The following is a 24,761-nucleotide window of genomic DNA, read 5'->3' on the forward strand; positions in this document are numbered from 1 at the left end:
TTATTTAATAATTTGAAAATGGATATTGCAAAACGATTTCATCAAAACCCATTGTTGAAACCCTCCGACCTACAATCAGGAATAGAAGGTATGGAAATCACCTGTTTTCTGAATCCCGGCGTGTTCCGTTTCGACGGAAAAATTTGGTTATTACTGCGAGTGGCCGAACGGCCTGTGCAGAAACAGGGAGTTATTAGTTTTCCCGTATATAATAAAGATGGAAAAATAGAAGTGCTCTCTTTCGATGAGAATGACCCGAAACTGGATGCTTCTGATCCTCGTGTGATAGGATATGCAGGGCAGAATTATCTGACTACTATGTCTTATCTCCGACTGGTGTCGAGTGAAGACGGAATTCACTTCAAGGAAGAACCGGATTATCCTCCTATTTTTGGTAAAGGAGCATTAGAGGCTTTTGGCATTGAAGATTGCCGGGTGGCCACTACTGCCGATGGTTATTATCTTACGTTTACGGAAGTCTCTTCTGTAGCTGTTGGTGTAGGGCTGATTCATACTTATGACTGGAAAAACTATGCTCGTTATGGCATGATTTTCCCTCCTCATAATAAAGATTGCGCGCTGTTTGAAGAGAAAGTGAACGGAAAATATCTTGCACTGCATCGTCCGAGTAGCCCAGAGTTGGGTGGCAACTATATTTGGCTTGCCGAATCACCCGACCGGCTGCATTGGGGCAACCACTGTTGCATTGCAACTACCCGTCCTGATAGTTGGGACTGTGCCCGCGTGGGTGCAGGAGCGGCACCTATTCGTACAGAGGAAGGGTGGTTGGAAATTTATCATGGTGCGGACTATCAAAACCGTTATTGTCTGGGAGCTCTTCTACTTGATTTAAATGATCCTTCAAAGGTAATTGCCCGAAGTAAAGAACCTATCATGGAGCCTGTTGCTCCTTACGAACAAACCGGATTTTTCGGGAATGTAGTTTTCACCAACGGACATTTGGTAGAGGGAGATAAGATAAGGCTTTATTATGGTGCCAGTGATGAAGTAATCTGTGGGGCGGAGTTGTCTATTGCAGAGATTCTCTGTTCATTAAAGTCGTAATATAAATAAGATAGATAATGAATAAACTAAAAAGAGAGTATCAGTTCTTCAAACAGCAAACTTCTAATGTACGGGTCTTGCTGATGACTAATCTTCTTTATGCGCTGGTGCTTCCTGTAGTTGAGATTTTCGTGGGCGCTTATGTGATGCGCCATACCAGTGAACCGGTTTCGGTGGCTTTTTATCAGCTTTTCATATACATTGGTATCATCAATACCTCATTTGTGAATGGTTTCTTGTTGCGACATGTGAGTGTGAAGATTCTGTATGCAGGAGGGATATTAGTTAGTGGATTGTCGATGTTTGCCATGATGTTGGTAAAGTCATTAGGCTTTGTGGAATTGAGTATAGCCGGATTTGTACTTGGAGCTGCATCGGGCTTCTTCTGGACCAATCGCTATCTGCTGACTCTGAATAACACGACAGATGATAGTCGTAACTACTTCTTCGGGCTGGAGTCTTTTTTCTTTTCCATTACTTCGATTACTGTACCTTTATTGATTGGAGCATTTATCAGTCAGATAGATGGCAGAGAAATAATGGGATGCCTGATTGATATTAATGGAGCCTATCGGTTGGTGACGGTTGGAGTAATCATAGTGACTTTGTTTGCTGTAGCCGTTTTATGGCGTGGTAAGTTCGCCAATCCGGTGCAGAAGAATTTTCTGTATTTCCGGTTTTGCACACTTTGGAAAAAAATGTTGTTGCTGGCTTCCCTGAAAGGAATGGTACAGGGATTTCTGGTGACTGCTCCTGCTATTCTGGTTCTGAAGTTAGTAGGTGATGAAGATGTACTGGGTTTAATACAGGGAATCAGTGGTACACTGACAGCTGTTTTGGTTTATGTATTGGGACGAATAACCAAACCTGAAGACCGATCGAAAGTATTTATAGCCGGGCTACTTGTCTTTTTTATCGGTACTCTGTTCAACGGAATCTTGTTTTCAGTCACCGGAGTGATTATCTTTGTCCTCTGTAAGGTGATCTTTCAGCCATTGTTTGACTTACCTTATTACCCTATTATGATGCAAACCATCGATGCAGTAGTAAAAATCGAAAAAAGAAATGAATATACCTATATTTTAAGCCATGAGTTCGGACTATTTCTGGGACGTGCTTTTGGACTAATACTTTTTATGGTACTCGCATTTGTCATATCACAGGATTTTGCATTGAAGTATGCATTGATCCTGGTGGGAGCTTTGCAGTTGATTGCCTATCCATTAGCCCGGAACATCATCAGACAGAATCAAGCTATTCGCTAATATTTCAAAATCGTTAAATCGTCGTTGCAAACGAATGAATTATTATGTTGTACAGCACCTATATACTCTTTTGAGAATATAGTACACTCTATTTTTTGCGGGGTACGATAGTTTTGCCGGCAGAAAAACGATGAACGACCGATTTGGGAAAACTAAAAAAAACGACGTATGATAAAACTAAAATCTGTAATCTATTTAATCAGTATGATGACACTAGCTGGATGCTCCGGACAAAAACAGGCATCCGTAGCTGTCGAAGAACAGAGCGGACAATGGATACTCGGCCCTTTTGTCCGCCCGGAAGGGGTGAATCCGGTGATTTCTCCGCAACCGACTACTTTCCAATGCCCGATGCGCAAGCAGCCGGTAAGATGGGAAGAGAGTGACACTTTCAATCCGGCGGCAACCGTCAAAGACGGAAAGATTGTGGTACTCTACCGCGCGGAAGACAACTCGGCGCAAGGCATCGGAAAGAGGACATCCCGCATTGGCTATGCGGAAAGTACGGACGGAGTAACGATGAGCCAAGCGGACGCACCGGTACTCTTTCCTTCCGAAGACGATTTTAAAGAAATAGAATGGGAAGGTGGTTGCGAAGACCCGCGTGTGGCAATGACGGAAGACGGATTGTACGTCATGCTTTATACAGCCTGGAACCGCAATCTTCCCCGCTTGGCGGTGGCTACTTCCAGAGACTTGAAAAACTGGACGAAACACGGACTCGCTTTTGCGAAAGCGTACAACGGGCGTTTTGCCAATATAGCAAGCAAATCGGCTTCTATTGTCACCGGAGTGAAAGACGGCAGACTGGTCATTGAGAAAGTGGACGGCAAATACTTTATGTACTGGGGGGAGAATGCGGTATGTGCCGCAACTTCCGATAACCTGACCGACTGGACTCCGGTACTGAATGAAAACAACGAACTAAGAGAGATAGCCAAACCCCGCAGCGGGTATTTCGACAGCCGCCTGACTGAGTGTGGCCCACCGGCTATCAAAACCGTGAACGGTATTGTATTATTATACAATGGCAAGAACGGGTATAAGGAAGAAAGGGACTCAGCATATCCCGCAGGCGCTTATTGTGCAGGGCAGTTCCTGTTTGACGCCAACGACCCTTATAAAGTACTCGACCGCCTGGATAAACCCTTCTTTGTGCCCGAAGCCGCTTTCGAGAAAAGCGGCCAGTACAAGGACGGAACGGTGTTTATCGAAGGGCTGGCTTACTTTAAAAACAAATTATATCTCTATTATGGCTGTGCCGATTCGCAGGTTGCAGTAGCGATATGTGATGATAATATAGATTCGAAACTTAAAACACATAACTAATTTAATCTATGAAACATGCATGTAAAATGAACACGGTTGTCTTAAAGTCGTTCAATGACCGGCTGAAGATAGCTACTGTTTCAGCTTTAATGGCAGGGACTTTCCTGTGCGTGCCGTTTACGGTATATGCGGAAAGCCCTTCGGTATCGGGTATCGAACAGACTGTTCGGAATATCACGGTGAAAGGTGTGGTTGTTGATGCCGGCGGAGAACCGGTTATCGGAGCTTCGGTGCAACTGAAAGGTGCTGCCGGTGTGGGGACGATTACCGATGTGGACGGTAAGTTTACCTTGCCGGTTCCCGCTAATGGAGTGTTACAGATTTCCTATATAGGATATAAAACAACAGAAGTGCGGGTGAACGGGCAAGCTGGACTGAAAGTAACTTTGCAGGAAGATACCGAGACGCTGGACGAGGTAGTGGTGGTAGGTTACGGTATTCAGAAAAAGGCTTCCGTGACCGGTTCGGTAGCTGCCATCTCTTCGGATAAGTTGATGGAAGTAAAAGCTCCCAGTGTGACGAATATGCTCGCCGGACGTTTGCCGGGTTTGCGTGCCGTACAGCGTAGCGGAAGCCCCGGTGATGATGGAGCTTCCGTCGATATTCGCGGATATGGAAGCATGCTGGTGATTGTAGACGGTATCGAGCGTGATTATACGCAGCTCGACCCGAATGATATCGAATCCATCTCTATCCTGAAAGATGCCGCCGCAGCTGTTTACGGTTTTAAAGGTTCAAACGGTGTTCTGCTGGTTACTACCAAGAAAGGGACGGAACAGAAGGTAAAGATAGAATATAACGGCTATGTAGGTTTTCAGAAAGTGACCCGCTATCCGGAGATGATGAATGCTTATGAGTACGCTTCTCTTTACAATGAAGCGATTCACAATGCCAACCCGTGGCGCGGAGCTTCCGCTTATTCACAAGAACAACTGGAAGCCTACCGGAACGGTACGGCAGGTACGGACTGGTGGAGTGAGACGATGCGTAGCACCGCTCCCCAGACTTCACACAACTTGAGCCTGACAGGCGGTACGGAGAAAGTGAAATATTACATGTCTATCGGATATATGGACCAGGGCGGTATTATCCGTTCGGGCGACTGGAATTACCAACGTTACAACGTCCGTTCCAACCTGAGCGTGGAAGTGGCTAAGGGACTGAACGTGGAACTGCGTTTGAGCGGACGCTTCGACAACCGCAAAAAGCCTTACAATGGCGATAACCTGTTCCGTTCGGCACAAATGGCTATCCCGACTTACTCCATGTATGCCAATGATAACCCGGATTATTGGGGAGCCGTAGGAGATATGGCGAACCCCGTGCATGTTTCCGATTCGGACGACAGTGGTTATGAAGACCGCCTGCGTCGTGAATTTAACAGCTCGTTGGCTATCACCTGGCAACTTCCCTGGGTGAAAGGACTGATGGCGAAAGCATTGGTTGCCTACGACTATACGAACAAGGAATGGAAAACGTGGCGGAAAGACCTCTCGGAATATACGTATGATTATGCGAATGAAGAGTATATAGAGAAAGTGGTTAATACCGCGCATCTGGAATCGAAACTGGAAAACTATGACAAACCGACCTATCAGTTCTCTATGAATTACAACAATACGTTTGCTAAAAAGCATAACATCGGTGCCATGCTCGTATGGGAAATGTATAATGACAAGAAGAACTGGGTGACCGGGACACGTGATTTTGCTATCGGGCTGATTCCTGACCTGGACTATGGGGATAAAACGAATCAGGAAGCTTCCGGCAAGACACAGGAAACGGCTCACGCCGGCTTGGTGGGACGTCTGAACTATGATTTCTCTAACCGTTATCTGGTGGAATTCAATTTCCGCTATGACGGAACCTATAAATTCCGTGCAGGTAATCGTTGGGGATTCTTTCCGGGTGTTTCATTGGGATGGCGTGTTTCCGAAGAGGCTTTTTTCAAGAAACTGTTACCCGATATGGATAACCTGAAAATCCGTGCTTCGTACGCCAAAGTGGGCGATGAAGGAGATTTCGACGCGTTCCAGTATCTGGATGGATATACGTCTCACGGAAGCTATATCATGGGCAGCAACGGAGTGACTTCGGGCATGACTACGGTAGGTATGGCAAACCCGTGGCTGACTTGGTATGAATCGAAGATTATGAACATCGGCTTTGAGGCGTCTTACCACAGGGGACTGATTTCTGTGGAGTTCGACTGGTTCCGCAGAAACCGTTCCGGTCTGCCTGCCACCCGTGTAGGCTCATTGCCTACTATCTTCGGTGAATCAATGCCGCAGGAGAACCTGAATTCTGATATTAACACCGGATTCGAGATTGTAGTCGGGCATAAAAACCGGATTGGCAATTTTAATTATAATGTGTCGGCCAACTTCTCTACTACCCGGATTAAGTATGATTATGTGGAGCGGGCGGCTTCCACCAATATGTATGACGATTGGCGTAATAACACCAACGGGCGTTACAAGGATATCCGTTGGGGAAAGAAAGTAATCGGGCAGTTTACTTCTTTCGAGGAAATTTTGAACTCACCGGTTCAGGATAAGGACGGTAACCGTTCGCTGATGCCGGGTGATTTGAAATTCGAAGACTACAATGGTGACGGTATTATTGATGATAACGATACGCAACCACTCGGACACGGTGCCACACCCCGTATGTACTACGGGCTGAATATGTCCGGAGAATACAAAGGATTCGACCTGACTGTCTTCTTCCAGGGAGCTGCCGGACACGATATTTATGTTAGCGGGGATATTCTCGACCCGTTTATCCAGCAAGGTTTAGGTAATGGGCTGGCTATCATGACCGACCGCTGGCACCGGGAAGACCCGACCGACCCTTATAGCAAATGGATTCCGGGATATATGCCTGCCGCACGCGTGGCAGGTGTCGCCGATAACCGTTCCAGTAACTCGTGGTCATTGCACAACGCAAATTACCTGCGCCTGAAAACTCTGGAACTGGGATACACGCTTCCTAAAGTCTTGACAAAAAAGGCGGCTATCGACCGGGTGCGTTTCTATATCAACTGCAACAATCTGCTGACTTTCACCAAGCGTGACGGACTGATGAAGAACGTCGACCCCGAAAGCAATTCCAGCGGAATACGCTATTATCCGCAGATGAAGACGTATAACTTTGGCGTAAATGTAACCTTCTAAAACCAGTAAAGACAATGAATAGGAATTATCTGAAATATATATTGATAGGCGGGGTGTCCATCTTCGTATGGACGGGATGCGATGATTATCTGAACCGTGAGAGTACCAGCGGTGTCAACACACCGGATTTGATTTGGCAAAATCCGAAAGCAATCACAGCCGTATTGGCGGATATGTATGACTCGGGACTGAAACTGGATGAGTTTGACGACTGGTATGGAAGCAAGAAGGCGAACCTGGCGAATCAGACCAGCCTCTCGGATGAGGCTACCGCCAGTTATCAGAAGGAGAGCGCATTCGACAAGTCGAACTCTACTTATTCTTATGGCGACTATGTATTCAACGACGACATGGTGACCCGCTACAAGCAAATCCGCATTGTAAACAACTTCCTGCTGAATATTGAGAAAACTTCCGTATTGAGTGAGGATGAGAAAGAAGAACTCGGAGCAGAAGCCCGTTTTATCCGTGCTATGCAGTACTTCGGACTGGTGAAGCGTTATGGGGGCGTTCCTTTGCAGACTGTTCCGAAAGAATATACCGCAGGAAATACGGAAGCTCTTTACCAGGCTCGTGATACGGAAGCCGCGACCTATGATTTCATTATCAATGAATGTAAGGCTATCTATGAATCATTGCCGGAAGTACGCAGCAGTGATGCCAAATACCGCGCAAATCGTGGAACGGTGCTTGCCTTGTGGTCACGTGCCGCACTGTATGCCGGTACTATCGCCAAGTATTCCAAAACGCTGACTCTCACAGGCGAGGCTGTTTCCAAAGGATATGTGTATATTCCCGAGACAGAAGCGGAACGTTACTTTGACGAATGTTATACTGCTTCATCGAAGATTCTGGATGAAATGGTTCCCCGTGTGTATAGCTTGTATAAATCGACCGGTACGGAAGCGGAAGAGCTGGCGCAGAACTTTTACAATCTCTTTTCCAAAGCAGTGAATGGGGATAACGGAGAATATATTTTCCAGAAACAGTATAATGTGGCTGCCGGTAAAGGACATATGTGGGATAAACTGAATGTTCCTTTCTCTTATCGTGGCGACGGTTGGGGATGCGGCATGTCTCCGGTACTGGAAATGGTAGAGGAATTTGAATATATTGACGGTACGGAAGGGAAGCTGAAGATGAAAGACAGCAGTGGAAAAGCTATCAGCTATGATAGCCCGTATGATATCTTTAAGAATAAAGACCCTCGTTTATTAGGTTCGGTTTACCTGCCCGGTGCTGATTATAAAGGATACGGTGGCGGAAAAATCGAATGGATACGCGGTGTCATCAACGGACAGGATGGGATAGGAACCAAGTATGAAGCTTCCGCCCAACCGGATAAGGAGAACAAGGTCGTAATAGACGGACAGACTTATAATACTTCGGGAAAAGACGGTGGCTCGTTAAGTGTAGGCGACGCCAGCAAGACGGGTTTCTATCAGCGTAAATTCCTGGATGAAAGTCTGACGGACTATACGAACATCGACGCAAAACGTTCTTCTACTCCCTGGGTGGTTTTCCGTCTGGCAGAAATCTATCTGAATCGTGCAGAGGCTTGCATGGAACTGAACCGGCATCTGGACGTGGCTTTGAAGGATATCAATGAGATTCGCGGCAGGGCAGGTATCAAACTATTGACTGCAGGTAACCTGACGCTGGATAAAGTGCGCCATGAACGGAAAGTGGAACTTGCTTTTGAGAAGCATCGTTACTGGGATTTGAAACGTTGGCGCCTGGCTCATCTCGATGTAAGCAAAGGTGGTTTGACCAATTTCCGCGGCACGGCTCTCTGTCCGTATTACAATGTCAAGAGTGGCAAGTACACCTTTGAAACCGGTGTGCCCGAAAAGAGAAAGCGTCTTTTCCTTGAAAAGAACTACTATACGGTGTTCCGTGCCGAGGACTTGAGTACGAATCCGTTGATGGTACAGAATCCGGGTTACGGTAATTGATACATCCAATTTTAAAGAAGAAACGATATGAATAAAATAGTAAACATAGGATTGACTGCATTATTCGCCTGTTTCGTGGCGGCATGCGAAAATGACATCGATAATTATGATGCACCGAACGGTGGCGTGTATGGCACTATCTATGATAAGGAAACGAATGAACCGGTTCCTATGCCTGTGCCGGGAAGTAGCGGTGTGATGATGAGTTTGTACGAGCAGAATACGGGGGCTACCGCCTCTGTTGATTTCCGTGCTCGCCAGGATGGAACGTTCGAGCATACGAAGGTGTTCAATGGCAGCTATCGTATTCAGGCAAAGGATGGTCCTTTTGTCGGGGTATGTGAAGGGTATGTCACCGTGAACGGACAAACGCAGGTTGATTTGTACACAATCCCGTTCTCGCGTATCAGCCTTGATGTGGCTGTATCGGCTGATAATAAGCTGACACTGACCTATGATGCGAAAACATCGAACGAGACATTGCAACTGACGGATGTTTCCGTGATATGGAATTATGCTCCGGGAGTGGATGTGAACAATGCAAACCATGCCACCCTCTCTTCACTGGGGACAAAGGCCAGTGGCACGCACGTCATCGACCTGATGAGTGATACTGAATTTATAGAGAATCATTATAAGATTGTTTCCAACAAGAACAGGGTGTATGTACGTGTTGCGGCTACGGTGACAGCAGAAAGCAAATCGTATGTGAATTACAGCCGGGTAGTGGAAGTAATTGTGAATGATATAAGATAAACGATAAAAAAGAAGGTAACAATGAAACATAAATTCTATTTATTACTGCTACTGTTGGCGGGCGGTTTGTTTGCCGGTTGCAGTTCGGATGATGACGGTGTGACCCCGCCGGACGAAAAGGACGGGGTATTGGTAAAAGTCATGTCTTACAATATATATAGCGGGCAGAAAGCTTATTCCGGGAAAAAGGGAATGGAAGCGATTGCCCAAGTGATTAAAAAGATAAATCCGGACTTGGCAGGTTTGCAGGAGTTTGAGACGAAGACTAACAAGGTGGGGAAAGCGGATATTATCGCCCTGATGAAAGAAGTGACCGGAATGCCTTATGCTTTCTTTGTCAAAACCCGCGATGTGGATGGTGGTGAATATGGAAACCTAATTCTCTCGAAATATCCGATAAGTGATGAAGTGAATTATGATTTGCCGAGAATAGAGACAGTGGAAGATGTCCACCCGCGTTCGATGGGAGTAGTGAAAACAGAAAAAGATGGAAAGGGTTTCTATTTCGGAGTGACGCACCTGTCTCATGTGGGCAACGAAACTAACCGTATCAACCAGACTACAACGATTATCGAAAAGACAAAGGGCTTGGATGAGCCAATGATATTGACTGGTGATTTCAATGCTTTAGCCGACTCCGGCCCGATGAAGATATTGTATGAACGTTTTGAAATCGGTTGCCTGAACGGGAACTATGGACTGACAACGGGAACGCCCGTTCCGGTGAAAGCGATTGATTTCGTATTGTACACTCCGGATGAAGGAATGTCTCCGAAAGCCTATGATGTGTATTATGATGCTTATGTAGAATCAGACCACTTTCCGGTGGTAGCTACGTTCAGTATAAACGATTAACCTAAAAAGACAGAAACATGAAAACATTGATACTTCATTTGAAACGGTTTTCTATCTATTCTCTGATGTTTGCGTCAATCGGCTTTGTCGCATGCGAGGATGAGAACCGGCAGGATATGACGCCTGAAATCGGAGAAGGAGAGGCTACTCCCAAAATCACTATGTACACGCCGACAGCCGGCGGAAAGTCTACAAGCCTGACTTTATACGGTACGCATTTCGGCACGGATTTGGATAATATCCGCGTGACAGTCAACGGGGTGGACGCCGAAGTGACGGGTGCGTTGGGGAATATTATTACTGCCAATGTACAGAGAGGTTCCGGCTCCGGTCCGGTGAAAGTGTATATCGGTCAGGGAGAAGCTGCGCAAGAACTGACATATAAAACGGAGTTTGAGTATTCTCAGTCTCCTATCGTAAGTACTTATATCGGCAGTTATGTTCCTTCCGAAAAAACGGAGAAGAAAGAGGGGACCCTCATGGAAGCGGGTCTTTGGAAACCGGGTTCTATCGCTTTCGACAAGGAAGGTGCTTTGTATATCGTGGAAGATGATGACCGTGATATCCGTATCGCGAAAAACAATCAGGTCGCTACTTTCTTACGCGGAGATGGAACCGGTGGAACTGTATTCAGGATGATGAATATCGCTTTCTCATTGGATGGCAATACTTTATTCTTGTCCAATGATGCCAACGGTTCGGGCAATGCGCATATTGCAACAATGCCATGGAGCAATGATACGCATCAGTATGATGCCGCTGATCTGTCTGCAATATGGTCAATCACTGAATCTTTGAAAAATGGAGTCACTAATGTAGGTGTGCATCCTGTCACGGGAGAGGTTTTCTCCGTAGCTCATGGAAATGCCATGATTTACAAATATGACCCGGAGCAGAATACGATGGTGGCAACCGGTGTGCAACTTCCCGACGCAGCAGGTAAAAATGCGGCGAAAGTAAAAATCCGCTGTATTCTTTTTGACAAGGCAGGAACTACCGTGTATATGAGTTCACAGGAAAAAGATGTGATTTATAAAGGGGATTACGACATGTCGACAGGCGAGTTTTCTAATCTCCATATTTGGGTAGGGCAGTACGAGAAAGCAGGTTTTACAGAAGGTCAGGGAAATGAAGCCAAACTGGAAGAGCCTTGCCAGATGGATTTGGATGAAGAGGGAAATATTTATGTAGCAGTCCGTAGAAAGCATCGTATAGCGAAAATTACCCCTGACGGTATGTTGACAAACTACACCGGTACAGGCACTTCCGGTACGACAGACGGCCCGTTGGATAAAGCGCAATTCAACCATCCGGAAGGTGTACAGTTCGGTCCGGACGGAGCATTGTATATTTCAGATTATTGGAATCATAAGATTCGTAAGATAGAAAAGGATTAATTTTGTATCAGGTAGGAAAGATTGTTTTTCAGGATAACATTCACTTATTAATTGGTTGTATATGAATTTTAGAATATGCATTTCATTGTTTCTATTGTGTTGTTTGTTACAACCTTCAACGGCACAGAAACCCGTGACGAAACCGAAAGAGGTCACAGTAAAAGCCATGACTTACAACACGTATAGCGGTCGTAAACAAGGAATTGATAAGATTGCCGAAGTCATTAAGAAAGAGAGCCCGGATATCGTTTCACTCCAGGAAATAGAAAGAAACACGGAGATTAACCCTTGGGATACTCCGAAGAAACTGTCGGAACTGACGGGAATGAAATATTATTATTTTGCCCATGCGCTCGATATTCCGACTGGCGGAGATTACGGAAATGTGATTCTTTCCAAATATCCGGTTTCTGAGGAAAAGAGTTTTAAGTTGAGTGTACTGAAAGAAGGCGATTATGTCCGTTCTTTCGGCTATGTGAAAGTTGCGAAGGAAGGCAAAGAATTCTATTTCGCTACGACACATCTGGACCATAAATACGAAGATGCTGCCCGTCTGAAACAGGTTGATGAAATTCTTGCGTGTGTGGAGCAACTGGATAAACCTGTTATCTTGGGGGGAGATTTGAATTCCCGCCGTGGTTCTGCTACCATGGCTGCTTTTCAAAAGTATTTCACCGTAAATTGTTTGAGTGATGGTGCTCCATGGACAGTACCCGTTCCAAGTCCGGCTTACGCATGTGACTGGTTGATTTATGCGCCAAACGAGGCTTTTACGGTGAAGGCGTATAATGTTTGTTATTGGGCGGATAAGGAATCAGACCATTATCCGGTAGTGGCTACTTATCTTATCAAATAAGAGGGTGTTCTGACATGCTTATGATTCTTTTTATATAAACCGAATTCTTGTAAAGCAGCATTATTCTTTTTGTTCTTGATGAACCTTTCGATAAGCAGTAGGAGACATCCCGAAATACTCCTTGAAGCTTTTCCCGAAATAGTTCAATGAACTGAAACCTAGCTGAAAACTAATATCGCTAATGTTGTATTCTTCATTTTTCCGAAGCATTTTAGCGGCAGTTTTCAGCTTTATATTTTGGATAAAGGAATGGGGAGATTCTCCAGTTATTTTCTTCATTTTCAAGAATAACTTTGTCCGGCTCAGCCCTAACTCAGCACATAACAGTGTGACGTTAATATCTCCGTTTCCTTCTTCCAGTCTGGTTTGTACAATTCTTATTATTTGGTCGATAAAATCCTGATCGAGTTTGTTATCAGTCAGTTGTTCCGCACTGCTGTTTTCTAATGCTCTGTATCGTTCTTGTAATTTTCGTCTGTTATTTAGTAGGTTAATACATTTGGCGATTAGGATTCTGATATTAAAAGGTTTGGTGATATAATCATCAGCCCCGCAATTTAGACCTTTTATATTATGTTCCACACTGCTTAGTGCAGTGAGCAGGATGACCGGTATGTGACTGGTATCAAAGTGAGATTTTATTCTTGCGCAGAGATTTATGCCGGAAATACCAGGCATCATGACATCTGATAAAATAAGGTCCGGTGAGTTTAACTGTGCAATCTTAAATGCCTCTTCACCATTCTTGGCCTCAAAGATTTCAAAAATAGGTTCAAATATCTCTATAAGCAGTTTCCGCAATTCGTCATCATCTTCAACGATAAGCAAGGTAGATGAATGGTCGAAATCCTTTTTTTGCTGTGCGATGAAATCTTCCAGGTTTTCTTTTTCGCTTTCTATGCTTATAGCGTTGTTGATAATTTCCTTGTTCCCTTCATCTTCTATAATAGTGACATTTTTGTCTTCCTTGAAGTGTTCCTTGCCGACGGGTAGTTCAACGATGAACGAACTTCCTTTGTGTTCTTCACTTTCCACTGTTATTTGTCCGTGATGGGCTTTTACGATGTTGAGTGACAACGATAATCCTATGCCGGTTCCGGTATTGGATAATTCTCTGTTTACGGAGTTATTCACCTGGAAGAAACGTTCAAAGATTCGTCCGGTCATATCTTTGGGGATTCCGATGCCGGAATCGGTGAAAGTTATAATTACAGAAGAATCCGATGAGGTTATTTTTATCTCGACCGTTCCGTTTTCCGGAGTGAACTTGAAAGCATTCGACAGGATATTATTGAATACCTTTTGTAGCTGAACTTCGTCAAACCACGCGTACCGGCTCTTTTGGTCGAACACAAAATTGAAATGTATATTCTTTAATTCGGCATAACTGACGAAAGAATCATATATCTCTTGTGTGAATAGCACTATATCCTGCTGCTTGATTCTTAATGAGAAATTCTCCTTGTTGTATTTCAGGAAATCGAGAAGTTCGTTTATCAAAGCTCCCATTTTGGCAGCCCTGTTGTGTACTTCACGCAAACTGTTCTGAATGGTTGGCAATGAATAATTGGACATAAGGATAAGCTCCAGTTGCCCGGATATCAGCGCAATAGGTGTTTTTAATTCATGTGATATGTTCCCGAGAAAACGCATCTTGGATTCGTTTATCGCATCTTTTTGCAGTTTGTCCCGTCTTTCAAGTTCCAGTGAGTTTCTTAGCAATAACTTGGAACGGTAGAAATAGGCGATGCTGACGATGACGGATAATATCAGTAATGTATATAAGAGATAAGCGTACCAGGTGGCATAAACCGGGGGGATAATCGTAATCCCGAGACTGATTTCATTAAGTTCGGCTTCATCCTTAAAAGAGATGTTTCTTACTTTTAACTTATAATCTCCATAGGGTAAGTTCATGTAGTTGATTGATTTCTGGGGATGAAGTTCAATCCAGGTATGGTTATATCCGTCCAGTTTATATTGATATTTGGACTGCCCGAGATTGACAAAGTCATTAGTTCCGATTTCGACAGATATGTTATTTTCGTGATGTTTCAGTTTGATGTGGTCCGTTGCGAAAAGAGATTGGGGCAATATTTGTGAAGAATCGTTTGCCGCAACTTCTTTATTGTTAACGAATAGTTTGGAGAAAAACATCTTAGTAGGCAGACTTTCCGGAAACAGGTTGCTTTCGGAAATTATAGCAAGACCGTTTATTCCCCCCATGACGATGCGGTTATCACTGGTTTTCATAATGTCTCCCGGAATCATTGACGAAAGGACGAACTTGTTCTGCGATTTATAATTGTAGCTTCTCTTTGTGTTGAGGTCGATATAGGACAAGCCGTTTGCGCTGGTGACTAGAAGCTGGTGGCCGGATAAGGGATAAACAGCACTCAGATAATCACTGTCGAGATTACTATTCTTGCTGTTTATCTGTTCGAGCCTGTCCTGAGCCGGATAATAAATAAGAATACCCGCGCCTAATGTTGTAGCTATGATACGATTGTCGTTGTCTTGGATAAGAGATGTTATGGTATTCTTTGAAGAAGCGGTGATTTGGGCTAGATATTTGTCGAGGCTACGTACATAGTTTTGTTTGATGCTGTAGTAACACAGGTTATTTCCCCCAATCCACAGGTTGTCCTGTTTGTCTATCATCAATGAATTTACGGCATAGATGTATTTGTCAAGAAGAGATATTTTCTTGATGCTGTAATCTTCCAAATTCATATAATATACACCTGAGAGCGTACCCAGATATAAGATATTTTTGTGGCGGATGATGGCTTGAACGATTTCCGAGCGTTTTGTGTGGTCGGACGGATCAATAGTGAAATGCTTGAATTCTTTTTTGTCAATTGAGTAGCTGCAAAGTCCGCCGAGATGAGTTCCTATCCATATGGTATTGGACGCATCATCATAATACAGAGTCTTGACATTATTGTGAGATATTGTATGATTCTCTTTCGTGTAATATGCATAGTCATTGGTTGCGGGCAGGTAAGACACCAGGCCGTCACCTTCCGTGCTTATCCATAACCGTCCTGTCTCGTCTTCTATAATTTTGCTGATTACAGGCCCGATACCGGCATGTCCCAGTTTCAGATTATTGTATTCGAAAATGTCGGTGTGCGGATTGTAGTAGTCCAGCCCACCGTAGTAAGTGCCGAACCACATCGTGCCTTGGTCGTCCTTCATTATAATCCAGACAGAGAGGTTGCTCAATCCCGCACTGCCTTCTTTCTCCAGACCATAAAAACTGATATCACCTGTTTTCGGGTTTATGACGTTCAATCCCAACATGGTTCCTACCCAGATATTTCCATTGTTATCTTCGCATACCGTCCTTACATAGTTACTGGCTAAAGCAGGTTCCGTATATTGGACGATATCTCCCGACGGAGTTAATTTGAATAACCCTTCATTCAGAGTGCCCATCCAGATGTTGTTCCGGCTATCTTCGTTTATTGATATAATTTCGCTGCGGGTGGTCAGTACTTTCCGTTGCCTGCCTGATGGGGCGATGGAAAATACACCGTCATGTTTGGTTCCGATATATAGCATTTTGTCAGATGCTTCTTTCAATGACGAAATACTCAGGTTATTACTGTCAATTTTGTATTTGGCCTGGCATATTCCTTCCTTATAATTATAGACACTGTCCAGTAAACCGATCCATAGAGAGTTGATGCCGTAGTTGAAAGCGATGGACGGCAATATCTGTGTGTTCGGCTGGCTGAATATGATACGGCTTTCCTCTTTTATCAGGTCATATTCAATGATGCTGTAATCCGTATTGACGTATAAATGCCCTTTCTTGTCCCCACAAATTGTCGGAACAAGGTTGGACTGTATCCAGTTATTTATTCCCATGAAGTTGACAGACTCGATATAATTTCCGTTATACTTCTTCACGCCGTCTTTAGTTCCGATCCACAAGACGCCGGACTCATCCTGATAAAGTCCGTTGATGGTTATCTGGGGAAACATCGAATTGAGTGACAAATGCTGAAAGTTTACCGTTTCGGACGCAACGGCGGATGAAATGCACGCAACCAGCATAAATATAATAGTAACCAGTCTGTTATGTTCAGCCATATATTAAAAGCGTTAATTAAGTTTCTATTGTTTTTGGAACTTCCTATATTTAGTTTTGAAATTCATCCTAGGGATTTATATAGTGGGGGATTATTTATTATACATCTTATATCTGATGGCAGTTTCGATAATTACAAATGTATCGTTATTTTTTGAGATAATGAAACGAAAAGCGGTTTGTAACAGGGATATGAACAAAATTGTAGAACCTTTGGTACTTTTTTATCCAATGCTGCTTCCCGTAATCTCCTACTTTTGCTCTTGTTGCCAAACGAAAGCCTTTGGATGAATCTTTTAATTTTTAATATACCCCAAATTATAAGCAAAGAAAATATGAAAAATTATGTGGTGATATGCCTGCTCTCATTTATGGTATCAGGATGTGTAACAACTCCCGAACCTTCTATGGAACACATTGTCGATTATGCCTTGAATCGGGCGGTAGAACAATATAAGCATATGTACGCTGTCATGGATTCTATTCCGGAGATGTTACCCCGTTCGGTGGATAAAAACGGCGGGCTTGAAACCTCGGACTCTTATTTCTGGACGAGCGGATTTTATCCCGGAACTCTTTGGTACTTATATGAATATACCGGAGACGAGCAACTAAAGGAGATGGCTTCCAGAATGAGTGACAGAGTGGAGGTTCAGAAGTATAATAAGGACAATCATGATGTCGGCTTTATGATTAACTGTTCTTTCGGGAATAAATACCGGTTATTGGGTGATACTTCCTGTATTGATATAATTACTACGACCGCCCGGTCGTTATCTACGCGCTATCGTTCAGCCGTAGGATGCACGCGTTCATGGAGCCATCCGGGAACTTTGCATTGGCAGTTTCCCGTAATCATTGATAATATGATGAATCTTGAACTGCTCTGCCGTGCGACAGAGTTCTCAGGTGACAAGAGTTTCTATGATATGGCAATCTCTCATGCTGACAAAACAATGGCGAATCATTTCAGACCGGATTATAGCTGCTATCATGTGGTGAACTATGACACGATAAGTGGAAATGCACTCCAGAAATGTACATGGCAAGGATACGCTGATGAATCGGTATGGAGCAGGGGACAATCCTGGGCGTTATACGGATATACAATGATGTATAGAGAGACGAAACAACCACGCTATCTGGAACAAGCCAAGCATATCGCCCGGTTCTTGATTAACCACCCGAAGATGCCACAGGATAAGATTCCCTACTGGGACTTTGACGACCCTGGTGTTCCGAATGTCTTGAGAGATGCTTCGGCTGCTGCTATCATGGCGTCTGCCTTGTTGGAACTGTCGGGCTATGTGGACAAAGCAACCGGGCAAGACTATATCGCTGTTGCTGAAACACAGCTTAAAACGTTGGCTTCGGACGAATATCTGGCAAAGCCGGGAGAGAATGCTAATTTTATACTTAAACATAGTGTTGGTTTCTTACCTCAGAACAGTGAGGTAGATGTACCCTTGACTTATGCTGATTATTATTTTGTGGAAGCACTAATGAGATACAGGGCTATGTGTCTGAAAGAATAGAGTTCTTAATTAAAATCATTACTATATGAAAAACAAGTTGATGAAGATGCAGTTTTTATTGTTACTGACGATTGTCGTTGTAGTGCAATCTTTCGCCCAAAGCAATTCTATAAAGATAAAGAAGGAACATCCCCGCCTGATTTTATCGAATGCGGATATTGATTTAATGCGTGGAAATGCCCTTTCCGGTATTGAGCCTTGGAAAACAGCTTGGGAGAATCTGAAAAATGAGATTGATGGTTATGCGGATGAAAAATGGAAAACGAAAGTTTATCGGGGAGATGTCAGCATGTCATTTTATAATGCTGCAATACGTGATGGATCAGCGGCTCGTGATTTAGCGATTGGTTATCAGATAACCAAGGATAGGCGTTATGCAGTTAAGGCTATTAGAATCATTGATGAATGGTCCTCACCTAAGGATGTGGCAGGTGCTTATTTTGATCCCGATAAATCCTATCCTAATACCGGAATGTTAGTATCCCGCGGAATATTTGCTTTTTTGTATGCTTATGATTTGCTTTGTGCGGACAATCTGATTGATAAAGATAAGCAAAAGCAATTTAAAGACTGGCTTAGAATATTACTTCCTCATATAAAGGAGGGAGCCAGACGATGGCATGAGAACGACTATTTTGGAAAACAGTACTATCAGAATCACATTGTTGCAGAAGTGGTAGGTCTTATGTCTATCGGTATCATTCTGCGCGACAATGAGCTGGTGAACTATGCATACGATGGAAAAAATAATCCGCGTAATGCAAAGAATGTGATTGAAGGCATGATTCTGATGAATGGACAACCCCCTTACGTTGGTGAGCCAGGTAGTTGGGGCACTCATGATGGAGAAATAATGGACAGGTACAGACATTTCGTTCTGACTCACCACGGATATACCACAAAACCGAACAGGGCATTGCAATATGTCGGATTATCAACCAATTTGATGATGATAACAGCAGAAATGGGGCGACTGAACGGATTCGACCTTTATAATTACGTAGCACCAGCAGGTGAGAATATTAAGCTTCCTCTGTTATTTTATGCCGATTTCTATATTACAAAAGATGCTTCTATAAAAGGAGGGTTTTATGAGGGGGAGGATTCCTGGATTAATCATAATGACCAGGCTGTTTTCACTTTATGGGAAGTGGCACATGCGCGTTATCCTGAAGAGAAAATCTTTAATGAGGTTTTACGTAAAAATGAACGTGCTTCTCGAAAACTACATTTGTTAGGGCCGGTATTGCTTACTCACGGGCGTTGTATTGAATAAAATTATCTTTAATAATCAATATCTATGAAACAGAAAGACATCAGTAAACGAATATGTTCATTTTATATGATTATATTCATGCTCATGATACCTATATATGGTATTTGGGCGCAGTCACCATTGAATATAAGCGGGAAAGTGGTGGATGGAAACAACGAGCCCATGATTGGAGCTACGGTTCGGATTAAAGGACAACAGGCTGGTACTATCACTGATATGGACGGTTTGTTCTCCATAAGGGCTCAGGAGAAAGATGTGCTCCTATTTTCGTATATAGGATATGCCCGACAGGAAATGGAAGCGTCAAAGGCTAATGGTGCAACCATTATTTTGACAGAAGACGGCAAGGCATTGGAAGAAGTTGTTGTGGTGGGCTACGCCACTCAAAAAAAGGTGAATCTAACAGGTTCGGTATCTACTGTGAATCTGATAGAACAGGCCGAAAGCCGCCCGATGACAAGCCTATCGACTGGTTTAGCAGGATTGAGCTCCGGATTATATGTCAATCAGGGTTCGGCCCGTCCTAATAATGACGGAGCGACATTGCTTGTCAGAGGGCAGGGAACGCTGAACAACTCTTCTCCGCTTGTCATAATTGATGGGGCGGAAGGCAATATCAACGAAGTCAATCCGCAGGATGTGGAATCTATTTCCGTGTTGAAAGACGCTTCCTCATCAGCTATTTACGGTTCAAGGGCAGCAAATGGAGTTATTCTTATAACTACCAAGAAAGGTTCGGAGGGTAAGGCATCTATTTCTTACAATGGATATGTTTCATTTCAAAAGCCTTCTAATACAATTAAGACTGTGAATAACTATGCGGATTATATGGAATATTACAATGAAGCGGCATATAATGTTGACCCTACTGCAATGCCTGTATATTCGGAACGGAAAATAGCAGAATGGCGTGTACATCCCAATGAGCCTTATCTATATCCAAACACAAATTGGGCAGATGAAATATTTTCAACTGGGGTATCTACTAACCATAATTTGTCATTCTCGGTTGGAAACCGGAAATTGAAAGCCTTCGGTTCTGTTGCTTATCTGAATAATCCGGGTATTGTGGAGAATTCGGCCTATGAGAGATTTTCAGCCCGTCTTAATGTGAATGCAGAATTGAAACCTTGGATAACGTTAGGTATGAATATCAGCGGGCTCAAGTCGGATGCTGAGATGGGGTCTAAATATATGAGTTCATTATTTGATAAGATAGCTAATCCGGGTATTGTTTATCGTCATCCCGACGGCAGGTATGGGGCTGTTGAAAATCCGGAAGAGAACCAGCAGGTGCAGAGCCCTCTTTATCATTTGAACATGTATCAGGGAAATATAGAAGTTAATAATATCACTTCCCGGTTTTGGGGAAATATAAAAGTTTTCAAAGGGTTAAATATAGAAGCATCCTATACCTACCGTCGCAATAACACACAAGAAGAAGAAACCCCTGATTATGCTGACCGTTGGAGTTTTCAGACTAATACGATAACGCAACTGGCTGCTGGCAAAACGTATGTGAGGAATAAGAACTGGACAAACACGCATCATGTGGCGGATGTAGTTGCGCGTTTTCAAAAAACATTCTTTGACAAGCTGGATGTAGGAGTGTTGGCAGGCGCCAGTCAGGAGAAAGACAATGTGAAATGGTTTGAAGCTAAGCGCTACGATCTTCTTGCTGATAACCTCTCTGTAATAAATGGTGCTACCGGTGATTCGGAGACTAGCGGGGCGGCAACCGATTGGGTGATGCGTTCTTATTTTGGGCGAATCAATTTGTCATGGGCGGATAAATATCTATTCGAAGGAAACATACGTCGCGACGGCTCTTCCCGTTTCCATAAGAATCACCGATGGGGGACATTCCCTTCATTCTCTTTAGGTTGGCGCATATCAGAGGAGAATTTCCTGAAGTCTGTCAAGTGGATCAATATGATGAAGTTGAGATTTTCGTGGGGAGCGTTGGGTAATAATGCTGTAGATAATTATGAATACCAGTCTGTATACAACAAGGATAATTATATCTTGGGAAATGCTGTCATGCAAGGATTGGCGCAAACACAACTGGCCAATGCGATGGTGTCTTGGGAAACGACCTATGTTACTAATATCGGGCTTGATTTCAATCTCTTCGGTTCGAAACTGGATGGAACGATTGATGTCTTCAATAAAGATACTCGTGATATTCTTATCGACCTTCCGGCACCGTTACTTGTCGGGAATGCGTCCATTCCTACACAAAATGCTGCGAGAGTCAGAAACAAAGGTATCGAGATGAACTTGAAGTGGAATCATAAGATTGGAAAGGTCGATTATTTTGTGGGAGGTAATTTTACCTTCATAGACAATGAAGTGACGCGTTTCAAGGGAGAAGAAAGGTCGATAACGGGAACGAACATGATTCAGGAAGGATATCCTATCAATATCCAATATGTGCTGGCTGTTGACCGTATTCTTCAAACAGATGAAGATATGTTATTTGTCGAGAAGATGATTAAGGATGCGCCTATTGATCCTGCTACCGGGCAACGTGTCAATCCGTTCGCCTCGTATGGAACCCCGCAAAAAGGAGACTTCTTATATAAGGATATCAATGGTGACGGAATCATCGATGACAATGATAAATATGCGGTAGGACATGGCCTCGCTCCCCGCTTCACCTATGGATTCTCATTCGGAGCAGAGTGGAATGGATTCGATTTTGCCTGTTTGTTTCAGGGCAATGCCGGGATAAAAAGATATTGGCAAGATAAGTTCTATAGAGGATGTATTGATTACGGAAGTGTGATAAACAAAGAAATCGCCGAAGGTGCTTGGAGGGAAGGGAGAACCGATGCCAAATATCCGAGATTACTTACGAACTTGGATACAAAGAATACTCAGCCGAGCGATTTTTGGGTGCATAATAAATCGTATTTGCGTTTGAAGAATGTTCAGGTTGGTTATAAACTTCCGAAGAAACTCCTTCAGAGGCTGGATATATCACAGCTTCGCATATATACGAGCTTGGAGAATATGCTGACGTTTACTTCTTACAAAGGTATCGATCCGGAAATAAACGGAACAACTTATCCGACGATGAAACAAATGACGGTGGGTGTAAATGTGGTATTTTAAAAAACTATTATTATGAAAACAACAAAATATATTGTTGCAGCATTTTCCCTGATATTGGGGTTGAGCAGCTGTTATGATTTGGATGTGGCTCCCTACGATAAAGTGGCTCAAGGCAACTATTGGAAAACCGAGGCTGATGCCAAGTCGGGAGTGATGGGAGTATATGCCCAGTTAAAGAATAATGGGGCATATGGATATATGCCGTTATTTGATACTTATTCTGATATTGCTCAGGGGCCTGGCGGCCCGGTTGAGCAAGGGACTTATAACGGTGCCTATGATTTTCTTGTGCAAAACTGGCAAGATACATATGATGGTATTCAACGTGCCAATACGGTTATCAAGAATGTGTCGGGCATGGCAATTGACGAGACGGTAAAGAATCGTATTCTAGGTGAAGCCCGTTTCTTGAGGGCATTGTATTATTTCCATCTGGCAGACTTTTTCGGGGGAGTACCTGTTTACGATGAAAGTTGGGAAGTTTCCGAGTCATTCAATGAAATGTTGTTGCCTCGTAGTTCCAGAGAAGAAGTATGGGCGTTTATCATTAAAGACCTGACATTTGCCGTAACGAATCTTCCTCTCAAATGGGATGCGTCTGATTATGGCAGGGCAACAAAAGGCGCGGCTTATGCTTTGCGTGGAAAGACATATCTGTATATGAAGGATTGGAAGAAGGCGATAGAAGATTTTGAGGAGATTGTTTATAATAAAACCAATCAGTATGGTTATAAATTGTATCCGGATTATTCAGCCCTGTTCACTTCGGCAGGACCGGTTCCGAATGATAATGAAACTATATTTGCCATTCAGAATAAGGGTACTACTGATAATTTGTATGGAATGGCATTGTGCACTTTATATGGAACCCGTGGTTCTTATGGAGGAGGTCGGGCCACCTGTATGCCATCTGTAACATTGGCAGATATATATGAGGAGAAGGATGGTCAGCCGTTCGATTGGAATAATCATATCCCGGGATATAATGAGAATGATGCAGTGAAGAAAAAGGCTTTTCTGGCCACGTTGAACTCCTCGAAGCAAAAACTGGAAACCATACCGGATACGGCATTATTAGGTAATATCTATAGGGGTAGGGATCCGAGAATGATGCAATCCCTGATAGTTCCGTATTCTTATTATAATGGCTATATTGTAGGAACGGGAGCTAAGAGACAGTTGTATGCCATTGCAGCAGGAACAACCGTAGCTAATGGTTTTATACAGAATGACAGGGGATGGAATGTTTATTTTTACCGTAAGTTTGTTCCTATTGAAGACATGGGAGGAGCAATTACGAATCGTAATCATACTCCTATTAATTTCCCCGTCATTCGTTTCGCAGATGTATTGTTAATGTTGGCAGAGGCTTATAATGAGGATAATCAACTGGAAAAGGCTATCGTTGAATTGAATAAGGTACGAAACAGACAGTCTACCAAAATGCCGGGGCTGAATAGTGGTCCGGCATGGTTACAAGTAACCGAAAAGGAAGAAATGTTCGAACGTATTATGAAGGAACGTGCGGTAGAACTTATCGGTGAAGGGCATCGCTTCAGTGACTTGAGGCGTTGGGGGCTAGCTGTGCAATACTTGAACAATCGGCAAGAGAAAGATTTTACTGGAGAAGTTCGTTTCACACGCAAGTTTACCGACAGGGATTATTTATGGCCTATCCCCAGTGAAGAGATTCAACGAAATCCGGCTTTGAAACCGAATAATCCGGGTTGGTGAATTTAGTCTTAGTTGCAAACAAATTGAGTAAACGATGAAAAGAGAAGCATTTAAAATGTATCTGAAAGCCGGATCTGAAAAAGAGTATCAAAAACGGCATAGTGAAATATGGCCTGAGTTAGTAAAGCTTTTGAAAGCTAACGGTGTCTCTGACTATTCTATATTTTGGGATAAAGAAACGAATATATTGTATGCTGTGCAAAAAAATAACGGTGCAGGTTCACAAGATATGGGAGAGAATGAGATTGTGAAACGATGGTGGGATTATATGGCGGATATAATGGAAGTCAATCCGGACAATTCACCGGTAAGCATTTCATTGGAAGAAGTATTTTATATGGAGTAG

Annotated in this window: 15 protein-coding genes; 14 read left to right on the forward strand and 1 reads right to left on the reverse strand. The window is 43.4% G+C overall.

What is annotated here, in order from left to right:
* Positions 1-18: 18 nt before the first annotated feature.
* The 9 genes from DW173_RS15860 (at position 19) to DW173_RS15900 (ending at position 12,654) form a co-directional block, all read left to right on the forward strand.
* Positions 19-1,065 (forward strand): glycoside hydrolase family 130 protein, encoded by a 1,047-nt coding sequence (locus tag DW173_RS15860; RefSeq protein WP_117809037.1) that lies wholly within the window; start codon positions 19-21, stop codon positions 1,063-1,065.
* Between the two features lie 17 nt (positions 1,066-1,082).
* Entirely contained in the window at positions 1,083-2,330 is a 1,248-nt protein-coding gene (locus tag DW173_RS15865; protein WP_120144747.1) for an MFS transporter, read from the forward strand.
* A 168-nt stretch (positions 2,331-2,498) separates the two neighbouring features.
* Positions 2,499-3,659: a glycoside hydrolase family 130 protein gene (locus DW173_RS15870; RefSeq protein ID WP_192498826.1), complete on the forward strand. Its 1,161-nt coding sequence runs from the start codon at positions 2,499-2,501 to the stop codon at positions 3,657-3,659.
* A gap of 8 nt (positions 3,660-3,667) precedes the next feature.
* Entirely contained in the window at positions 3,668-6,835 is a 3,168-nt protein-coding gene (locus DW173_RS15875) for a SusC/RagA family TonB-linked outer membrane protein (protein WP_120144748.1), read from the forward strand.
* A gap of 14 nt (positions 6,836-6,849) precedes the next feature.
* Positions 6,850-8,790 carry a RagB/SusD family nutrient uptake outer membrane protein gene (locus DW173_RS15880; RefSeq protein ID WP_022275416.1) on the forward strand — a complete coding sequence of 647 codons (1,941 nt, stop codon included), beginning with the start codon at positions 6,850-6,852 and terminating at the stop codon, positions 8,788-8,790.
* A gap of 27 nt (positions 8,791-8,817) precedes the next feature.
* Positions 8,818-9,546 carry a DUF3823 domain-containing protein gene (locus DW173_RS15885; protein WP_022275417.1) on the forward strand — a complete coding sequence of 243 codons (729 nt, stop codon included), beginning with the start codon at positions 8,818-8,820 and terminating at the stop codon, positions 9,544-9,546.
* 21 nt (positions 9,547-9,567) lie between these two features.
* Positions 9,568-10,401: an endonuclease/exonuclease/phosphatase family protein gene (locus DW173_RS15890; RefSeq protein WP_087318224.1), complete on the forward strand. Its 834-nt coding sequence runs from the start codon at positions 9,568-9,570 to the stop codon at positions 10,399-10,401.
* Positions 10,402-10,418: 17 nt separating this feature from the next.
* Positions 10,419-11,798 carry an SMP-30/gluconolactonase/LRE family protein gene (locus DW173_RS15895; protein WP_120144749.1) on the forward strand — a complete coding sequence of 460 codons (1,380 nt, stop codon included), beginning with the start codon at positions 10,419-10,421 and terminating at the stop codon, positions 11,796-11,798.
* Positions 11,799-11,859: 61 nt separating this feature from the next.
* A complete protein-coding gene (locus tag DW173_RS15900) occupies positions 11,860-12,654 on the forward strand; it encodes an endonuclease/exonuclease/phosphatase family protein (protein WP_120144760.1) in 795 nt (264 codons plus the stop codon).
* A gap of 60 nt (positions 12,655-12,714) precedes the next feature.
* Here DW173_RS15900 and DW173_RS15905 read toward each other — a convergent pair whose 3' ends face one another.
* Positions 12,715-16,755 carry a two-component regulator propeller domain-containing protein gene (locus DW173_RS15905; RefSeq protein ID WP_225739820.1) on the reverse strand — a complete coding sequence of 1,347 codons (4,041 nt, stop codon included), beginning with the start codon at positions 16,753-16,755 and terminating at the stop codon, positions 12,715-12,717.
* A 333-nt stretch (positions 16,756-17,088) separates the two neighbouring features.
* On the opposite strand from DW173_RS15905, the gene DW173_RS15910 reads away from it, so the two are divergent.
* Genes DW173_RS15910 through rhaM form a run of 5 tightly spaced genes read left to right on the forward strand, consistent with a single transcriptional unit; the run spans position 17,089 to position 24,761 of the window.
* Entirely contained in the window at positions 17,089-18,288 is a 1,200-nt protein-coding gene (locus DW173_RS15910) for a glycoside hydrolase family 88 protein (RefSeq protein ID WP_118408654.1), read from the forward strand.
* Positions 18,289-18,313: 25 nt separating this feature from the next.
* A complete protein-coding gene (locus DW173_RS15915) occupies positions 18,314-19,564 on the forward strand; it encodes an alginate lyase family protein (RefSeq protein WP_120144750.1) in 1,251 nt (416 codons plus the stop codon).
* Between the two features lie 24 nt (positions 19,565-19,588).
* Positions 19,589-22,681, forward strand: a complete 3,093-nt coding sequence (locus DW173_RS15920; protein ID WP_118408636.1) for a SusC/RagA family TonB-linked outer membrane protein — start codon at positions 19,589-19,591, stop codon at positions 22,679-22,681.
* Positions 22,682-22,693: 12 nt separating this feature from the next.
* Positions 22,694-24,415, forward strand: coding sequence for a RagB/SusD family nutrient uptake outer membrane protein (locus DW173_RS15925; protein ID WP_117809025.1), 1,722 nt, complete (start codon positions 22,694-22,696; stop codon positions 24,413-24,415).
* Positions 24,416-24,449: 34 nt separating this feature from the next.
* Positions 24,450-24,761 (forward strand): L-rhamnose mutarotase, encoded by a 312-nt coding sequence (rhaM, locus tag DW173_RS15930; RefSeq protein ID WP_117809024.1) that lies wholly within the window; start codon positions 24,450-24,452, stop codon positions 24,759-24,761.

Source organism: Bacteroides sp. AM16-13, from assembly GCF_003602705.1.
GTDB classification, from domain to species: domain Bacteria; phylum Bacteroidota; class Bacteroidia; order Bacteroidales; family Bacteroidaceae; genus Bacteroides; species Bacteroides xylanisolvens.